Origin of the sequence: Leisingera aquimarina DSM 24565 (genome assembly GCF_000473165.1) — a bacterium.
Classification (GTDB): Bacteria; Pseudomonadota; Alphaproteobacteria; order Rhodobacterales; family Rhodobacteraceae; genus Leisingera; species Leisingera aquimarina.
Genome location: NZ_KI421504.1, coordinates 3,341,551 through 3,356,580 on the forward strand (window position 1 = coordinate 3,341,551; position 15,030 = coordinate 3,356,580).

12 protein-coding genes are annotated in these 15,030 nt (G+C 58.7%); 5 read left to right on the forward strand and 7 right to left on the reverse strand.

Annotated features, from left to right (window positions below; genetic code table 11):
- Window positions 1–72: 72 nt before the first annotated feature.
- Window positions 73–357: a pyocin activator PrtN family protein gene (locus tag AQUI_RS28545; RefSeq protein WP_051371952.1), complete on the forward strand. Its 285-nt coding sequence runs from the start codon at window positions 73–75 to the stop codon at window positions 355–357.
- A 249-nt stretch (window positions 358–606) separates the two neighbouring features.
- On the opposite strand, the gene AQUI_RS30945 is transcribed toward AQUI_RS28545, so the two are convergent.
- The 7 genes from AQUI_RS30945 to AQUI_RS0120720 form a co-directional block, all read right to left on the reverse strand.
- A complete protein-coding gene (locus AQUI_RS30945) occupies window positions 607–858 on the reverse strand; it encodes a hypothetical protein (RefSeq protein WP_027259210.1) in 252 nt (83 codons plus the stop codon).
- 181 nt (window positions 859–1,039) lie between these two features.
- Entirely contained in the window at window positions 1,040–4,105 is a 3,066-nt protein-coding gene (locus tag AQUI_RS0120695; protein ID WP_027259211.1) for a type I restriction endonuclease subunit R, read from the reverse strand.
- Window positions 4,106–4,154: 49 nt separating this feature from the next.
- Entirely contained in the window at window positions 4,155–5,087 is a 933-nt protein-coding gene (locus tag AQUI_RS0120700; RefSeq protein WP_027259212.1) for an IS5 family transposase, read from the reverse strand.
- Window positions 5,088–5,971: 884 nt separating this feature from the next.
- A complete protein-coding gene (locus AQUI_RS31330) occupies window positions 5,972–6,196 on the reverse strand; it encodes a hypothetical protein (protein WP_169730819.1) in 225 nt (74 codons plus the stop codon).
- Window positions 6,197–6,437: 241 nt separating this feature from the next.
- Entirely contained in the window at window positions 6,438–7,841 is a 1,404-nt protein-coding gene (locus AQUI_RS0120710) for a TRAP transporter large permease (RefSeq protein WP_027259213.1), read from the reverse strand.
- Window positions 7,842–7,846: 5 nt separating this feature from the next.
- Window positions 7,847–8,512, reverse strand: a complete 666-nt coding sequence (locus AQUI_RS0120715) for a TRAP transporter small permease subunit (RefSeq protein ID WP_027259214.1) — start codon at window positions 8,510–8,512, stop codon at window positions 7,847–7,849.
- A gap of 82 nt (window positions 8,513–8,594) precedes the next feature.
- Complete coding sequence (locus AQUI_RS0120720; RefSeq protein ID WP_027259215.1) at window positions 8,595–9,611, reverse strand: C4-dicarboxylate TRAP transporter substrate-binding protein; 1,017 nt, start codon at window positions 9,609–9,611, stop codon at window positions 8,595–8,597.
- Between the two features lie 489 nt (window positions 9,612–10,100).
- On the opposite strand from AQUI_RS0120720, the gene acs reads away from it, so the two are divergent.
- From acs to AQUI_RS0120740, 4 genes are all read left to right on the forward strand, one after another.
- Window positions 10,101–12,062, forward strand: coding sequence for an acetate--CoA ligase (gene acs, locus AQUI_RS0120725; protein ID WP_027259216.1), 1,962 nt, complete (start codon window positions 10,101–10,103; stop codon window positions 12,060–12,062).
- A gap of 7 nt (window positions 12,063–12,069) precedes the next feature.
- Complete coding sequence (locus tag AQUI_RS0120730; RefSeq protein WP_027259217.1) at window positions 12,070–12,753, forward strand: adenylate kinase; 684 nt, start codon at window positions 12,070–12,072, stop codon at window positions 12,751–12,753.
- A gap of 190 nt (window positions 12,754–12,943) precedes the next feature.
- Window positions 12,944–13,228, forward strand: coding sequence for a DUF4212 domain-containing protein (locus tag AQUI_RS0120735; RefSeq protein ID WP_027259218.1), 285 nt, complete (start codon window positions 12,944–12,946; stop codon window positions 13,226–13,228).
- Window position 13,229: 1 nt separating this feature from the next.
- Window positions 13,230–15,014 carry a sodium:solute symporter family protein gene (locus tag AQUI_RS0120740; protein ID WP_027259219.1) on the forward strand — a complete coding sequence of 595 codons (1,785 nt, stop codon included), beginning with the start codon at window positions 13,230–13,232 and terminating at the stop codon, window positions 15,012–15,014.
- Window positions 15,015–15,030: the final 16 nt, after the last annotated feature.

The window sequence follows — 15,030 nt, forward strand, 5'->3', positions numbered from 1 at the left end:
ACTCCTATCAAACCAGTTTTCCGCCATTTGAAGCAGAAACGCATTTCCTCTCCACAAGCAAAGGAGACAAAGATGAAAACCATCGACATGCTGCTCGCCCATTTCGGCGGAAATCCGATTATCCCGCTGGAACACGTAGCGCAGTATTTGAACTACAAGCCGGATACGCTGAAGCAAAAAATCGACGGCGGCGACATCCGCTTGCCCTACACTGGAGTTGAGAACAACAGCCAGAAGGCTCAGAAATTCATACAGCTCACGGATCTTGCTCGACTGATTGACGTTCAGTTCACAGCTGCGCAGGAGAAATTCGCTTCTATCTGGGAAGACGCCGCGTTCGACGCAAGCGCCCGTTGAACCCGACCTGACGGCGCCTTGAAGAATGCCTCTATGAGCAGGCGGAAGAAGGGGTTTTAATCGGACGAAGAAGAGCACGAGAGTTGAGCGCAGGCAACGACGCCGGGGATTTCAGTGGCACTGGTGGCGCAGCGATATGCGGTCAATGCGAACCCCATTTTCGAATGGTTGAAGGATCCTCACTTTCTCCGTCATGAGATGCGCCGTCCCAATTTCAGCTTGCTGAGAAGGGGGCGGTGTCCGATCACATCAAGTCGACTTTATGTCAGTATTATAAAGGAGTTCGACTTTCATTTCGCTCTCACGTTCATTGTTGAATAGAGTCCAGCGCTGACCATTGAGGATACTTCCATCGTCGCAAATATTCTTTGTTGATGTCGGCGTGGAATTTGGATGCAATACGATCCAGAGCACACCAAAAGCCGCGTCTCGCTTGCCATGCTCAAGACCATGCGTGTCCAAAATTCTGCTAATTTCGGAAATCAGCGCTCTATCATCCATTGCTCATCTCTCTCCATTAAACACACGCAAACTATACCACCATGAAAATTCTGGGGAATGAGATTTGCACCGGCACGCGTTGGCTGGGTTTACAGAGCGCTCACCGCTCGACTGAACAAGCTGATACAGTTCAAGAGGCACCACACGACTTTGGGGCCTCTTTCTTTGCTCAACGTGTCGCTCAATGCAACTCGACTGCCAGGGCTTCGGCTTGACGAAGAACGGTCTTCACAGCCTCAGATGCAAGATCAGGTGGGTATCCATGCCGCTGAAGAATTTTCTTCACTGCAATGCGCATCCTCGCTCGCACATTATCCCGGCGCCACCAATCCGTACCTGAATTCTTTCGTACCGTATTCACCAGTTCCGCGGCTATTACACGCAACTTATCATTGTCCATGATCTCAACCGCGCTGTCATTTTGTGACAGGGCATCATAAAATGCGCGTTCTTCCGCAGACAGACCGTCGTCAGGTTGATCCCGAAGGTCCTTCGCAATTTCGATCAGTTCCTGAAGGATCTGAAGGGCGTCGACACTTCTATTGTGATATTTGGCAATCGCTTGCTCCAGGCGAGAGGAAAACTCCTCTTTCTGAACGATATTCGTTCTGGTCTTCGCAGAGATCTCACCGTTGAGAAGCTTCTTGAGAGCTTCCACCGCCAGGTTCTTGTACTTCATATTTTGGATTTCGATCATGAAGGCATCAGACAGAACGCTGATATCAGGACGATCGAAGCCGCAAGCTTCAAGGATATCAACAACTTCTGTAGACGCAACTGCACGATTCACAAGCTGCTGAATTGCGAAATCCGGATTCCGGGATGACCGCCCAACCGGCGCCGCCCCAACCTTTTCCAGGCCTGATCTGACGGCAGAGAAAAAGGCTACTTCTTCCGTGTGGTCGGTGGCTTGAGGACTGCCTGACGCGAGTTTGAAGGCCTTTACCAGGGCCGCAGTGGCATCGTTGAAGCGCTTTACTGCCCCGCCTTCACCCAGTCTCTCCCTTTGCAAAATGTGATCGAGAGCACTCGGTAGTACGCGAAGCCGTTCCGCAGGCGTCCCTCCCAAGGCTTGAGAATAGTCAAACCCATGGAACTGGGTGCGCGCCACGTCAAGCGCATCCAGGAAAGCCGCGACGGCCTCGGCTTCACTGATCCCTGTCTGTTGCTGGTCGGACTGACTGTAGTGGGCAAGCGCACTTTTCAATTCCGCAGCGATACCAATGTAATCAACGACCAGCCCTGCAGGTTTGTCCTGAAATACACGGTTCACCCGGGCGATAGCTTGCATAAGGCCATGCCCTCGCATCGGCTTGTCGACATAAAGTGTATGCATGCAGGGTGCATCAAATCCGGTCAACCACATGTCACGGACGATGACGAGCCTCAACGGATCCGCTGGATCCTTTGTGCGGTTCCTGATCGCTTCCTGGCGGGACTTCGAGCGAATATGGGGCCGAAACTCTGCAGGATCTGTTGCGCTGCCAGTCATGATGACTTTGACCTGACCAGTTTCGTCAGTATCCCCATGCCATTCAGGCCTCAGTTCCACGATCCTATTGTACACTTCAACGCATATGCGTCGGCTCATGCACACAATCATCGCCTTGCCGTCCATCGCCTCAAGCCGCGCGTCGAAATGCTCCAGGATATCTTCGACCACCGTATCCAGGCGCTTGTTGGCTCCAACCAGTGCTTCGACACGCGACCATTTTCGAGCGATCGCCGCCGCCTCGTTTTCTTCCATTACTTCGGTGGCTTCGTCGAATTTCTCGTCGAGTTCCCTGGAAAACTCCTCGTCCAGCTCGACCTTGGCAACTCGTGCTTCATAGTAGATTGGAACCGTCGCTCCATCCTCGACGGCTTGGGCGATGTCATACACGTCGATATATTCTCCAAATACACCCCTTGTGTTAGCTCCGACCAACTCAACAGGAGTTCCTGTGAAGGCGATGTAAACAGCATTGGGGAGCGCCTGGCGAAGTTGGTATGCAAGGCCATGACGGACTTCCCCTGTCTCCTTTTTCATCTTTGCCTCGAACCCATATTGAGTGCGGTGCGCCTCATCGACCATGACGATCACGTTGGACCGGTCCGTCAGTTCTGGGAAAACTTCACCTGTTTCCGGACGGAATTTCTGTATCGTGGAAAAGACAACACCACCCACTTCACGATTAAGTAGGTCTTTCAGGTCACTGATGCTGTCGGCCTGGACTGGATCTTCGCCAAACAAATCCCTGCACCGACCGAAGGTCGCAAAAAGCTGATTATCCAGATCATTGCGGTCAGTCAGAACAACCAGGGTCGGGTTTTCAAGGCCAGGATGCCGCATAACGCGTCCGGCAAGGAAGGTCATCAGCAGAGATTTGCCAGACCCTTGTGTGTGCCAGATGACACCGCCTTTGCCATCTCCTCCCTGAGCCGCCAGAATCGTCTGGATGGCCTTCCGTACGGCATGGAATTGATGGTAGCCGGCGATTTTCTTGACCGGTCCTCTACCCTCATCCTCAAACACTACAAACCAGCGCATCAGGTCCAGAAGCGTCTGTGGATCCAAAAGCCCTTGGGTCAGAGTTTGGAGGGCAAGAGACGTATTTTCTTCGACTATGGTTTCGCCGTCGATGGTACGCCATCGCATGAAACGATCCAGTCCGGCCGACAACGAGCCATAGCGGGCATTCAGCCCATCTGAAATCACGGTAAGAAGCGATGTGCGAAACAGATCAGGGATATCTTCTTTGTATGTGTCGATCTGCCGATAGGCGGCGTCAATTCCGGCCCCTTCCGTCCCCTTCAGCTCAACAACGACCAGTGGCAGGCCGTTCAGGAATAGTACCACATCCGGTATCCGAGGATTCTTTCCGACCACATCCACCTGATTGACGGCACGCCAGTCATTCTTCTGGTTTTCCCAATCGACAATCTGAACACGCGCATTGCGTTCTTCACCATCGGCGAAATAGGTCAGAGCCACACCATTGACGAGAAGGTCATGCAGACGCCGGTTTTCCTGGACAACGTCAGTGGCGTACACGACATCATGTACCCGCGTCGCGGCCTCCTGGACCGCAGTGACCGGCAGCTCAGGGTTCAGTCGTTTCAGCGCACCGAAGAACACCGGCAAAAGAAAGGTCTCCCGGAAGCTCGTTCGCATCGGATTGCGCATTTCAGGCGAAATTTCAGAACCGTGGTGGACGGAGTACCCCAGCGCCCCAAGGTCTTCCATGAAGACAGCTTCAAGGGGCATTGTTGCAGAACTCCCTCTTGTGGCCTGACTACCCCTTTCCCCTCCGAACTTAGGCGACGCGGATGATCTCGGCGGCGCCGAGTGCGTTGAAGCGGTTGATGAGTGCGATGCGGATGTGGATTTCGGCGGTTTGGCGGTCGGGGTCTCTTGCGGCAATGCGCTCGCCGAATGCCTTTAAGCAGCGCATCTTTGCCTCGATCCGGCTCCGGACGTGGTATCCTGTCCAGCGCTTCCAGAAGGCTCGACCGTAGTGTCGGGTGGCTCGCAGAGTTTCGTTTCTGACCTGCGCAGCCGGACAATCTTCTTTCCACAACCGACCATTCTTGCGGATCGGGATGATCGGGGCCGCGTCGCGTTCGAGGATCGCGGCATGGCAGCGTCGCGTGTCATAGGCGCCATCGGCGATCACGGTGCCGATGTCTTCGTCCTCGGGGAACTGACCCAACAAGTCCGGTAAGACCGGGCTGTCGCCGTCGCGGCTGGGGGTGAATTCGACGGCACGGATGTCAGACGTGGCAGCATCCATCGCAAGATGAACCTTGCGCCATTGGCGCCGCCCCTGAACGCCGTGCTTGCGGGCCTGCCACTCACCATTGCCAAGGAACTTGATCCCGGTGCTGTCCACAAGCAGGTTCAGCGGCCCGTCGGCGCGGCGATATGGGATCTGGACGGCCAGCGTTTTCTGTCGGCGGCACAGCGTAGAGAAATCCGGAACGGGCCAGTCCAGACCCGCCAGGTGCAGAAGGCTGGTGACCATCCCGACGGTCTGCCGGAGGGGCAGCTTGAACAGAACCTTGATCGACAGGCAGAACTGGATCGCCGCATCCGAGAAAACCGCAGGGCGACCGGGGCTGTCATCATGCGGAGCGAGCCAGGTCATCTCTTTGTCCAACCAGATCAGAAGCGACCCGCGCTTTCTGAGCGCATCGTTGTAGCTGGACCAATTCGTCGTACGGTAGCGGGCTGGTGTGGGCTTGCTCATCTGCCCCGTCTAACCGCATGGATTCGTGATGTGAATCCTTAGCACTCAGAGTTCTGCAACAACGCCCAACAGAGGCCTGCTCGTCGGTCAAAAGGGGATGCCCACCTGGTTTCGCGCTCCACCCAATGGATGCGTCGATAAGTTTGTCGCTGTCGACCAGTAAGAAGGACGTCTTGACCTGGTCATTCCCCTCAGCATCCTTGGTGAGTGCCGTGAAATGCGCGACCTTGTAGTGTGACCTATTCCCAGGAACGCCCATCATCCCTGCCAGCCGGGTTATCAATGTGTCGGTGGTCTCATCTGCAGGAATGAGAATTTGGAGCAATCTGATCTCGCCCTCACTGGAAATCAGTCGCGTTCCCAGATCAGACAATCTTAAATCAATGAATCCATCATCATGATTGTCAGCCTCATCACTGTAGAGATGCTCTTGTAGGGCCTTCAGATCAAAACTTTCGCTGACATCTCCATCAGTTTCCCCCAGACGAAGATAGTCGAGGAATTTGTGATTTTTTCCTGCGGTGACCCCAATGGGTTGGCTTGCCATCATCTCTCGAAGATCTTCGTAGTCCTCGGGCACATAGAGGTGGCGCGTCGCCGGCCAGGGAGTGAGCCCTGGGAGTTTTCCGACAGGATGTGGTCTGAGGAACGGACGCATTGCTTCAATACCAGGAAAGGTTCCTGGAAGTTTAAGTTCCATCAGAGCCAATTCGGCAAGGCAGTTGAGCGTGTCGTCAAATATGGTTTCCACCTGGTTGGCCAACAATGCGCTACTGACTTTCATCCATCGCCGAACAATCTGATCAAGACTTGAATCCGGGCCCTTCTTGAAAATGTCGACATGCCCCAGCTTGTGAATGCGGAGGAGAAAAGGAGGAATCCTTTCACCCGAAGAAGGTCCAAAGTTGGTTAAAGGCGATCGAGAATTTGCCAATGTAGTCTTTCTTTGAAATCGTCTTGATATGGATCTTTGGGATGTTTCCATAGGTTGCCCCCGGACAAAAGGGACATTCCGCGACCGGGATCGGCAAAACGCCAATCAACGACATATGGTTTTGGCTCGGCGCCCTCGCTTGTCGAAGAACCAAGAATGCGGCATCATCAAACACGTGAAGCACGGCTTCACCATCAGGTAGGGACGATTGCTACATATGTGCTACACGCCGAAATCACCCCCTAAAAACAACTACAAAACAATACCTTACCTTCAGTCGCACAAATCCATCATGGGCCCCACAGAAAGGCGCGCGGCCTGGTGCAAGGGGGCGAAATCAGTCATGCCGCGCCATATAGGTCCTGCGCCGCCGCCTGCCAGGCCGATCCGCTTTGGTGAGACATGAGTGCCCTTCTCTACCCCGCCAAGGACGGGAGGTAGAGCACAATCCCCGGGAAGGCGACCAGCAGCGCAATCGTCACAGCGTCGGCAATGAAAAACGGCGTCACGCCCTTAAATACATCCTGCACGCTCAGGTCATCACGCACGCCCGCAACTACAAAGCAGTTCAAACCGATAGGAGGAGTAATCAGGCAGAACTCTGCCATTTTTACAACCAGGATTCCGAACCAGATCGCGCACATGGTGCCGCTCATGCCAAAGGCGCTGTCGGCGGCCGCCACGCTCTCACCGCCGTTCAGCGCCATCACCGCCGGATAAACCACCGGCAGCGTCAGCAGCAGCATCCCGATTGCATCCATGAACATCCCCAGCACCGCATAGGCCAAGAGAATGCAGATCAGGATCAGCATCGGCGGCATCTCCAGCGATGTGATCCAGTCGGAAAATGCTCCCGGCAGATCAGCGAACCCTAGAAAACGCACATAGATCAGCACGCCCCAGATGATAGTGAAGATCATCACTGTCAGCTTGGCCGTTTCCAGAAGTGCTGATTTAAGCTCAGCCCATTTCATCCCCTTCAGGACCGCCATGCAGAACACCACAAAGGCCCCCAGCGCGCCGCCTTCGGTCGGCGTGCCCCAGGCGTCGCCGCCAAAGGGGTTGTAAACAAAGCAGATGATGATCACGACCACAAAGATGATCGGCAAGGCACCGGGAAGCGCTGCAAAGCGCTGGCCCCATGTGAAGCCTTTGACAGGCGGGCCCACGGATTTGAAGATCACAGCGATGCCGACAATCAGCAGGCCATAAACCACGGCAGAAAAGGCGCCGGGGATGAAGCCTGCCAGCAACAGCTTACCCACGTCCTGCTCGACGATGATGGCATAGATCACCAGGATCGCCGAGGGCGGGATCAAGGACGCCAGCGTGCCGCCGGCCGCCACCACACCGGCGGCGAACTGCTTGTTGTAGCCGATCTGGAGCATTTCCGGGATGGCGATGCGGGCAAAGACGGCGGAGGTGGCTACGCTGGCGCCGGACACAGCGGCAAAGCCCGCGGTGGCAAAGACAGTGGAGACCGCGAGCCCCCCGGGCAGCCAGGCAATCCAGCGTTTGGCCGCCTCGAACAGCGCCCGCGTCAGCCCTGCGTAATAGGCGAGATAACCGATCAGGATGAAGGTCGGGATCAGGCTCAGCGCCTGGCTGGAGACCTTGGAGTGTGGCACTTGGCCTGCGATCTTGACCGAAACGGTCAGCGCCTTGCCAAAGCGCGCCGGATCGTAGCCGAACTTGGCCCAGAAGATCCAAATGAGGCCGATGAGGCCCGCGAGGCCGGCGGCAAAGGCCACCCGCATCCCCAAGACCACCATCGCCAGCAGGCCGCCCGTGACCCACAGGCCGATATCAATGGGTTCCATATGCCCTACCCCTGCCCGCCAGCAGACTTATCACTGGTACTGCTGTCATGGCCTTCCAGTTGCTCAGCCTCTGCCGCCGCCTGCTCTGCCGCGGTCAGGACCAGCGGCACGGCGACGGGTGTCTCCAGCCCCAGCACCAAGGCGCGGCCGTAGCCCCAGATCTGCAGCAGCAGCCGCAGGCCCAGAACCGCAAAGGCCACCGGCGCCAGCAGCTTGGCTGGCCAGATCGGAATGCCGATATCGATGGAGCTGTCACGGCTCCACCAGGGGGCAGCAAAATCAAAGGAGCGCAGGAAATGCGACCAGCTGCCCCAGACCAGAGCCATAATCAGCAGCAGGATCAGCAGGACCGAGATCAGCTCAAACAGCCACATGGCCCGCCCCCGCAACGCGGCGATAACGATGTCCATCCGGATGTGGCCGCCGTCGCGCTGCACATAGGCAATACCCATAAAGGCAATCAGCGGCATGATCTGTTCGATCCAATCCACATAGCCGGGCAAGGGCGCATTCATTGCATTCCGCCCGCCGACCGAGACCACTGCCAGGATCATCAGTGAAAACACTGCGATACCGCTCAAAAGCGCCAGCAAGCGCTCCGCTTTCAATAACCGCTGGTCCAGCCTGCTGATCAGGCTGCCGTCCTCCAGCACTGCTGCGCTGCCTGCCATGCCCGCCCCCGTCTTTTAGTAGTCATCAAAGGCAAAAGGGGCCGGACCTGATCAGCCCGCCCCCCTTTGTGTTGCGTCAGGCTCAGCTGCCTGAGCGGTGATCGCTGAGGGTCTTCTGCACCAGATCATACAGCTCTTGTGCCGGCAGGCCCTGGGCGGTCATGTCCTCGATCCACTGGGCGCGGATCGGGTCGGCGGCCACTTTGCGGAACTCGGCCAGCTGGTCGTCAGAGATAGTGACCTTCTCCACGCCCTTCTCGGCCAGCACCCCGTCCCATTTCTCCAGCAGCGCGCCGTAATTGCTCAGGTAATGACCGATCGCCTCCTCAACTGAACTGTCCAGCGCCTCACGCTCGGCGTCGCTGAGGGCATCATAGGCATCGGTGTTGACCACCACCGGGCAGTTCACAGTGCCAGGGTTGAGGTTGGCGGTCCACCAGTCGGCGCGGTTGATGGTGCCGAAGGCCAGATGCGCGTGCTGGGCAAAGGCGACGGTGTCCACAACACCGGATTCCATCGCGTTATAGGCCTCGGTTGCGGTGACCGAGGTCGGCACCGCACCCACGGCCGAGAACGCCTTGCCGATGCCGCCGGTGGCGCGCACCCGCATGTCCTTGAACTCTGCCAGCTCATCACGCGGCTCGCCGGTGCCGACGATATTGTACTGCGGCATCGGCGAGGTCATCAGCAGCTTGGCGTTCCAGCGCGCCAGATCCGCCTGCACCGCCGGATGGGCATAGACCGCATTGGCGACCGCCACCTCTTCCTCCAGCGTGTTCACGCCCAGGAACGGCAGCTCCAGCACGGTGATCGAGGGGTTCTTGTCGCGGTGGTAGCCGGCACAGAACTGCGCCATCTCAAAGGCGCCGATGGAGATGCCGTCGAGGTTCTCCTTGTTCTTCGAAAGCCCGCCATAGCTGATGTTCAGGGTGAACTCGCCGCCGGTCTTTTCAGATACCAGTTCGGCCAGTTTTTCCACATGTTCAGTAAAGGCACGGCGCTTGCCCCACAGGGACACGTTCCACTCGGTGGCCGCAGCCTCGCCTGCCAATGCGAAACCAGCAGTTGCCGCCACAGCGGCTGTCAGAAATCTGTTCATTATGTAACTCTCCCGAATTGCGCTCCTTTTTAACCCGGCACCGGGCCGGCGCGGTGCGCTTGCCCGTCAGGCTAGCGGCACACAGCCCCCCTGCCAAGCCCCCGGCGGGAAAGATGACGTGGCGACTCGCAGCGGGATGAAACGGCAGTTTCCAGTATTGCCAGCACAATATGCCGCAGGTGCAAAGCCGCCGACAGCTGCGGCAGTAAGCCGCTCCCAAGCCCAGAACGGCGATTGAAGCCGCAAACGGCCGCTGGAGAAATTTACAGAAAAGCCTCTGAAAACATGGGGTGGTATGCGCTGGCATACGCCCATATTTACAAAATGGCCGAAAATTTTGAAATTCGTTTACAGATAAACTCTTTGATATCTGTGTTTTATTCACAAATTTTCAATCCGCGGTATTATCGGTGCCCAGGAGGAAACGGTTTGACAGCCACGGCACAGCGTTGTCGTTTGTCTTGCCAATAAATTCTGGGAGGAAACCGAATGAACGCGCTGCACGCAGACGCTGTCTATCCGCCGTCCGACGAAACCGTTGCCCGCGCGCATGTGACTGCCGCGAAATACCAGGAGATGTATGACGCCTCGCTGACCGACCCGGAAGGGTTCTGGGGCGAACAAGGCAAGCGCATCGACTGGATCAAGCCCTTCACCGAAGTGAAGGACGTGAACTACGGCTTCGGCAATGTCTCGATCAACTGGTACGCCGACGGCACCCTGAACGTCTCCGCCAACTGCATCGACCGCCATCTGGACACACGCGGCGACCAGACCGCGATCATCTGGGAGCCGGACAGCCCGGAAGAAGCGGCGCAGCATATCACCTACAAGGAGCTGCACCGCCGCACCTGCCGGATGGCCAACATCCTGCATGAGATGGGCGTGCGCAAGGGCGACCGGGTGGTGATCTACCTGCCGATGATCCCGGAAGCCGCCTATGCGATGCTGGCCTGCGCCCGCATCGGCGCCATTCATTCCATCGTGTTTGCCGGTTTCTCCCCCGACGCGCTGGCGGCCCGGATCAACGGCTGCGACGCCAAGGTTGTGATCACCGCCGACGAGGCCCCCCGCGGAGGCCGCAAGACGGCGCTGAAGTCGAACGCCGACGCCGCGCTGCTGCACACCAAGGACACGGTGAAATGCCTGGTGGTCAAGCGCACCGGAGGCCAGACCACCTGGGTCGACGGGCGCGACTTTGACTACAACGAAATGGCATTGGAAGCAGAGGATTACTGCGCCCCGGCCGAGATGAACGCCGAAGATCCGCTGTTCATCCTCTACACCTCCGGCTCCACCGGCCAGCCCAAGGGCGTTGTGCATAGCTCCGGCGGCTATCTGGCCTATGCCGCGATGACCCATGAGATCACCTTTGATTACCACGACGGCGACATCTACTGGTGCACCGCGGACGTGGGCTGGGTGACCGGCCACAGCTATATCGTCTACGGGCCCCTGGCCAATGGCGCCACCACGCTGATGTTCGAAGGCGTGCCGACCTACCCCGATGCTTCCCGCTTCTGGCAGGTCTGCGAAAAGCATAAAGTAAACCAGTTCTACACCGCCCCCACCGCGCTGCGCGCACTGATGGGCCAGGGCAACGAATGGGTCGAGAAATGCGACCTGTCCTCCTTGCGCACCCTCGGCACCGTGGGCGAGCCGATCAACCCGGAAGCCTGGAACTGGTACAATGAGGTTGTCGGCAAGGGCAAATGCCCGATTGTCGACACCTGGTGGCAGACCGAAACCGGCGGCCACCTGATGACCCCGCTGCCGGGTGCGCATGCGATGAAGCCCGGTGCCGCAATGAAACCCTTCTTCGGCATCCAGCCGGTGGTTCTGGACCCCCAGTCCGGAGTTGAGATCGAGGGCAATGGCGTCGAAGGGGTGCTGTGCATCAAGGACAGCTGGCCGGGCCAGATGCGCACGGTCTGGGGCGACCATGAGCGGTTTGAGAAGACCTATTTCTCCGACTACAAAGGCTACTATTTCACCGGCGACGGCTGCCGCCGCGATGAAGACGGCGACTACTGGATCACCGGCCGCGTCGATGACGTGATCAACGTCTCCGGCCACCGGATGGGCACAGCTGAGGTCGAAAGCGCATTGGTCGCACACGCCGCCGTGGCCGAGGCTGCCGTGGTTGGCTACCCGCATGAGATTAAGGGCCAGGGCATCTATTGCTATGTGACCCTGATGAACGACCGCGAGCCGTCGGACGAGCTGCTGAAGGAACTGCGCACCTGGGTGCGGACCGAGATCGGCCCGATTGCCTCGCCGGATGTGATCCAATGGGCGCCGGGTCTGCCGAAAACCCGCTCCGGCAAAATCATGCGCCGCATCCTGCGCAAGATCGCCGAGAACGATTTCGGTTCCTTGGGCGATACGTCGACCCTCGCCGATCCGTCGGTGGTAGACGACCTGATCGAAAACCGTGCGAACAAGGGGTGATTGACCGATGAATATGGCAGTATTGACCCGCCCCGCTGTTCTGATCTTGCTGGGTCCTCCGGGGGCCGGCAAGGGCACTCAGGCGCGGATGCTGGAAGAGAAATTCGGCTATGTGCAGCTGTCCACCGGCGACCTGCTGCGCGAGGCCGTTGCGGCGGGCACCCCCGCCGGCCTCGCCGCCAAGGCCGTGATGGAATCCGGCCAGCTGGTCAGCGACGACATTGTGATCAACATCCTGCGCGACCGTCTGACCGGACCCGATTGCACCAAGGGCGTGATCCTCGACGGCTTCCCCCGCACCACCGTGCAGGCCGAAGCGCTGGACGAACTGCTGGCCGAAACCCAGCAGAAGATCAACGCCGCGATCAGCCTGGAGGTCGATGACGCCGCCATGGTCGAGCGGATCTCCGGCCGCTACACCTGCGGCGGCTGCGGCGAAGGCTATCACGACAGCTTCAAGCAGCCCGCTGTGGCGGACACTTGCGACAAATGCGGCAGCACCGAGATGAAGCGCCGCGCCGATGACAACGCCGAAACCGTTGCCAGCCGGCTGGAGGCCTATCACGCGCAGACCGCGCCGCTGATTGCCTATTACGGCGGCAAGGACGTGCTGCAGACAACAAATGCCATGGGCGGCATCAACGACATCGCCCAGGACATGGCGGCCATCGTAACCGAGGCCACCGCCTAACCAATAAGAAACGGGGCCTGCGCGAACCGCAGGACCCCGCCCCCCGGACATTGGAATACCCGAAGGCACCGCCTTGGCGGACCGGAGGAGTCATGCCTGCACGACGTGAACCCGTCGGCAGGCACATGGAGAGAGTTTGCCTGGCGCATCACCCTGCAAGGCAGCTCAGGAGGAAGAAGGAGGAGCCGCCATGGCGGACCAAACAACCAACTCCGCACAGACCGCCGAAGCCGACAAGGGCTATTGGGCGGCAAACGTGCGGATCATTCTTGTCAGCCTGGTGATTTGGGCTGTTGTGTCATTCGGCTTCGGCATCCTGCTGCGCCCTGCCCTGTCGGGCATCAGCGTCGGCGGTGCCGATCTTGGCTTCTGGTTCGCCCAGCAAGGCTCGATCCTGGTGTTCCTGGGGCTGATCTTTTTCTACGCGTTCCGAATGAACAAGCTGGACCGCGAATACGGCGTGGAGGAAGAATAAGATGGACCAGTTTACCATCAACCTGCTGTTTGTGGGCGCGTCCTTTGCGCTCTACATCGGCATCGCGATCTGGGCCCGCGCGGGCTCCACATCTGAATTCTATGCCGCCGGCCGGGGTGTTCACCCCGTCACCAACGGCATGGCCACTGCAGCCGACTGGATGTCGGCAGCCTCGTTCATCTCAATGGCGGGCCTCATTGCTTTCACTGGCTATGACAACTCGACCTTCCTGATGGGCTGGACCGGCGGCTATGTGCTGCTGGCGCTGCTGCTGGCGCCTTACCTGCGCAAGTTCGGCAAGTTCACCGTGTCCGAGTTCATCGGCGACCGGTTCTATTCCCCGACCGCGCGCATCGTGGCTGTGATCTGCCTGATCGTTGCCTCGACAACTTACGTGATCGGCCAGATGACCGGCGTGGGCGTGGCCTTTGGCCGCTTCCTCGAGGTCTCCAACACCGCGGGGCTGTTGATCGGTGCCTGTGTTGTGTTCGCCTACGCGGTGTTCGGAGGCATGAAAGGCGTGACCTACACCCAGGTGGCGCAATACTGCGTGCTGATCATGGCCTATACCATCCCGGCCATCTTCATCTCGCTACAGCTGACCGGTAACCCGGTCCCCGCTCTGGGCCTGTTCGGCGAACACGCTGCATCCGGTGAGCCGCTGCTGGCCAAGCTGGACGCCATTGTCCGCGAGCTGGGCTTCAACGAGTACACCGCGCATCATTCCGACACCTTCAACATGGTGCTGTTTACGCTCTCGCTGATGATCGGCACCGCGGGCCTGCCCCACGTGATCATGCGCTTCTTTACTGTGCCGAAAGTGGCGGATGCCCGCTGGTCGGCCGGCTGGGCGCTGGTGTTCATCGCGCTTCTGTACCTGACCGCTCCGGCAGTTGGCGCCATGGCCCGCCTGAACATCACCGAGATGATGTGGCCCAATGGCGGCATCGAAGGCGGCGCCGTGACCGTGCAGCAGATCGAAAACGATCCGCAGTACGACTGGATGGCCACCTGGCAGAAAACCGGCCTGCTGGCTTGGGAAGACAAGAACGGCGACGGTGCGATCCAGTACTACAACGACAAGTCCGAAGCGCTGCAGGAAACCGCGGCTGCCAATGGCTGGGCCGGCAATGAGCTGACCAAGTTCAACCGCGACATCCTGGTTCTGGCCAACCCGGAAATCGCCAACTTGCCCAGCTGGGTGATCGGTCTGGTTGCTGCCGGCGGCCTGGCGGCTGCACTGTCCACCGCGGCGGGCCTGCTGTTGGCAATCTCATCTGCGGTATCGCACGACCTGATCAAAGGCTCGATCAACCCGAACATCTCGGAAAAGAATGAGCTGCTGTCGGCCCGTATCGCCATGGGTGTGGCCATCGCGGTGGCCACCTATCTTGGCCTCAACCCTCCGGGCTTTGCCGCACAGACCGTGGCGCTGGCCTTTGGCCTCGCAGCAGCTTCGATCTTCCCGGCGCTGATGATGGGCATCTTCACCAAGGTGAACAACAAGGGCGCCGTGGCCGGCATGCTGGCCGGCCTTGGTGTGACCCTGGTCTACATCTTCCTGCACAAAGGCTGGCTGTTCATCCCGGACACCAACTCCTTTACCGACGCAGACCCACTGCTGGGCACCATCAAATCCACCTCCTTCGGTGCGGTTGGCGCGATGGTGAACTTTGCAGTCGCCTTCATCGTCTCGAAATCGACCGCGGCCATCCCCGCCGAGATCGAAGAGCTGGTGGAAAGCGTTCGCATCCCGCGCGGTGCCGGAGTTGCGCAGGACCACTGAACCTCCCCTGGGCGGG

Coding starts and splice junctions, on each gene's coding strand:
- AQUI_RS28545 (WP_051371952.1), top strand. CDS start 73: ATGAAAACCATCGACATGCTGCTCGCCCATTTCGGCGGAAATCCGATT.
- AQUI_RS0120715 (WP_027259214.1), bottom strand. CDS start 8,512: ATGGCAGGCAGCGCAGCAGTGCTGGAGGACGGCAGCCTGATCAGCAGG.
- AQUI_RS0120740 (WP_027259219.1), top strand. CDS start 13,230: ATGGACCAGTTTACCATCAACCTGCTGTTTGTGGGCGCGTCCTTTGCG.
- AQUI_RS0120695 (WP_027259211.1), bottom strand. CDS start 4,105: ATGCCCCTTGAAGCTGTCTTCATGGAAGACCTTGGGGCGCTGGGGTAC.
- AQUI_RS0120720 (WP_027259215.1), bottom strand. CDS start 9,611: ATGAACAGATTTCTGACAGCCGCTGTGGCGGCAACTGCTGGTTTCGCA.
- AQUI_RS30945 (WP_027259210.1), bottom strand. CDS start 858: ATGGATGATAGAGCGCTGATTTCCGAAATTAGCAGAATTTTGGACACG.
- AQUI_RS0120710 (WP_027259213.1), bottom strand. CDS start 7,841: ATGGAACCCATTGATATCGGCCTGTGGGTCACGGGCGGCCTGCTGGCG.
- AQUI_RS0120735 (WP_027259218.1), top strand. CDS start 12,944: ATGGCGGACCAAACAACCAACTCCGCACAGACCGCCGAAGCCGACAAG.
- acs (WP_027259216.1), top strand. CDS start 10,101: ATGAACGCGCTGCACGCAGACGCTGTCTATCCGCCGTCCGACGAAACC.
- AQUI_RS0120700 (WP_027259212.1), bottom strand. CDS start 5,087: ATGAGCAAGCCCACACCAGCCCGCTACCGTACGACGAATTGGTCCAGC.
- AQUI_RS0120730 (WP_027259217.1), top strand. CDS start 12,070: ATGAATATGGCAGTATTGACCCGCCCCGCTGTTCTGATCTTGCTGGGT.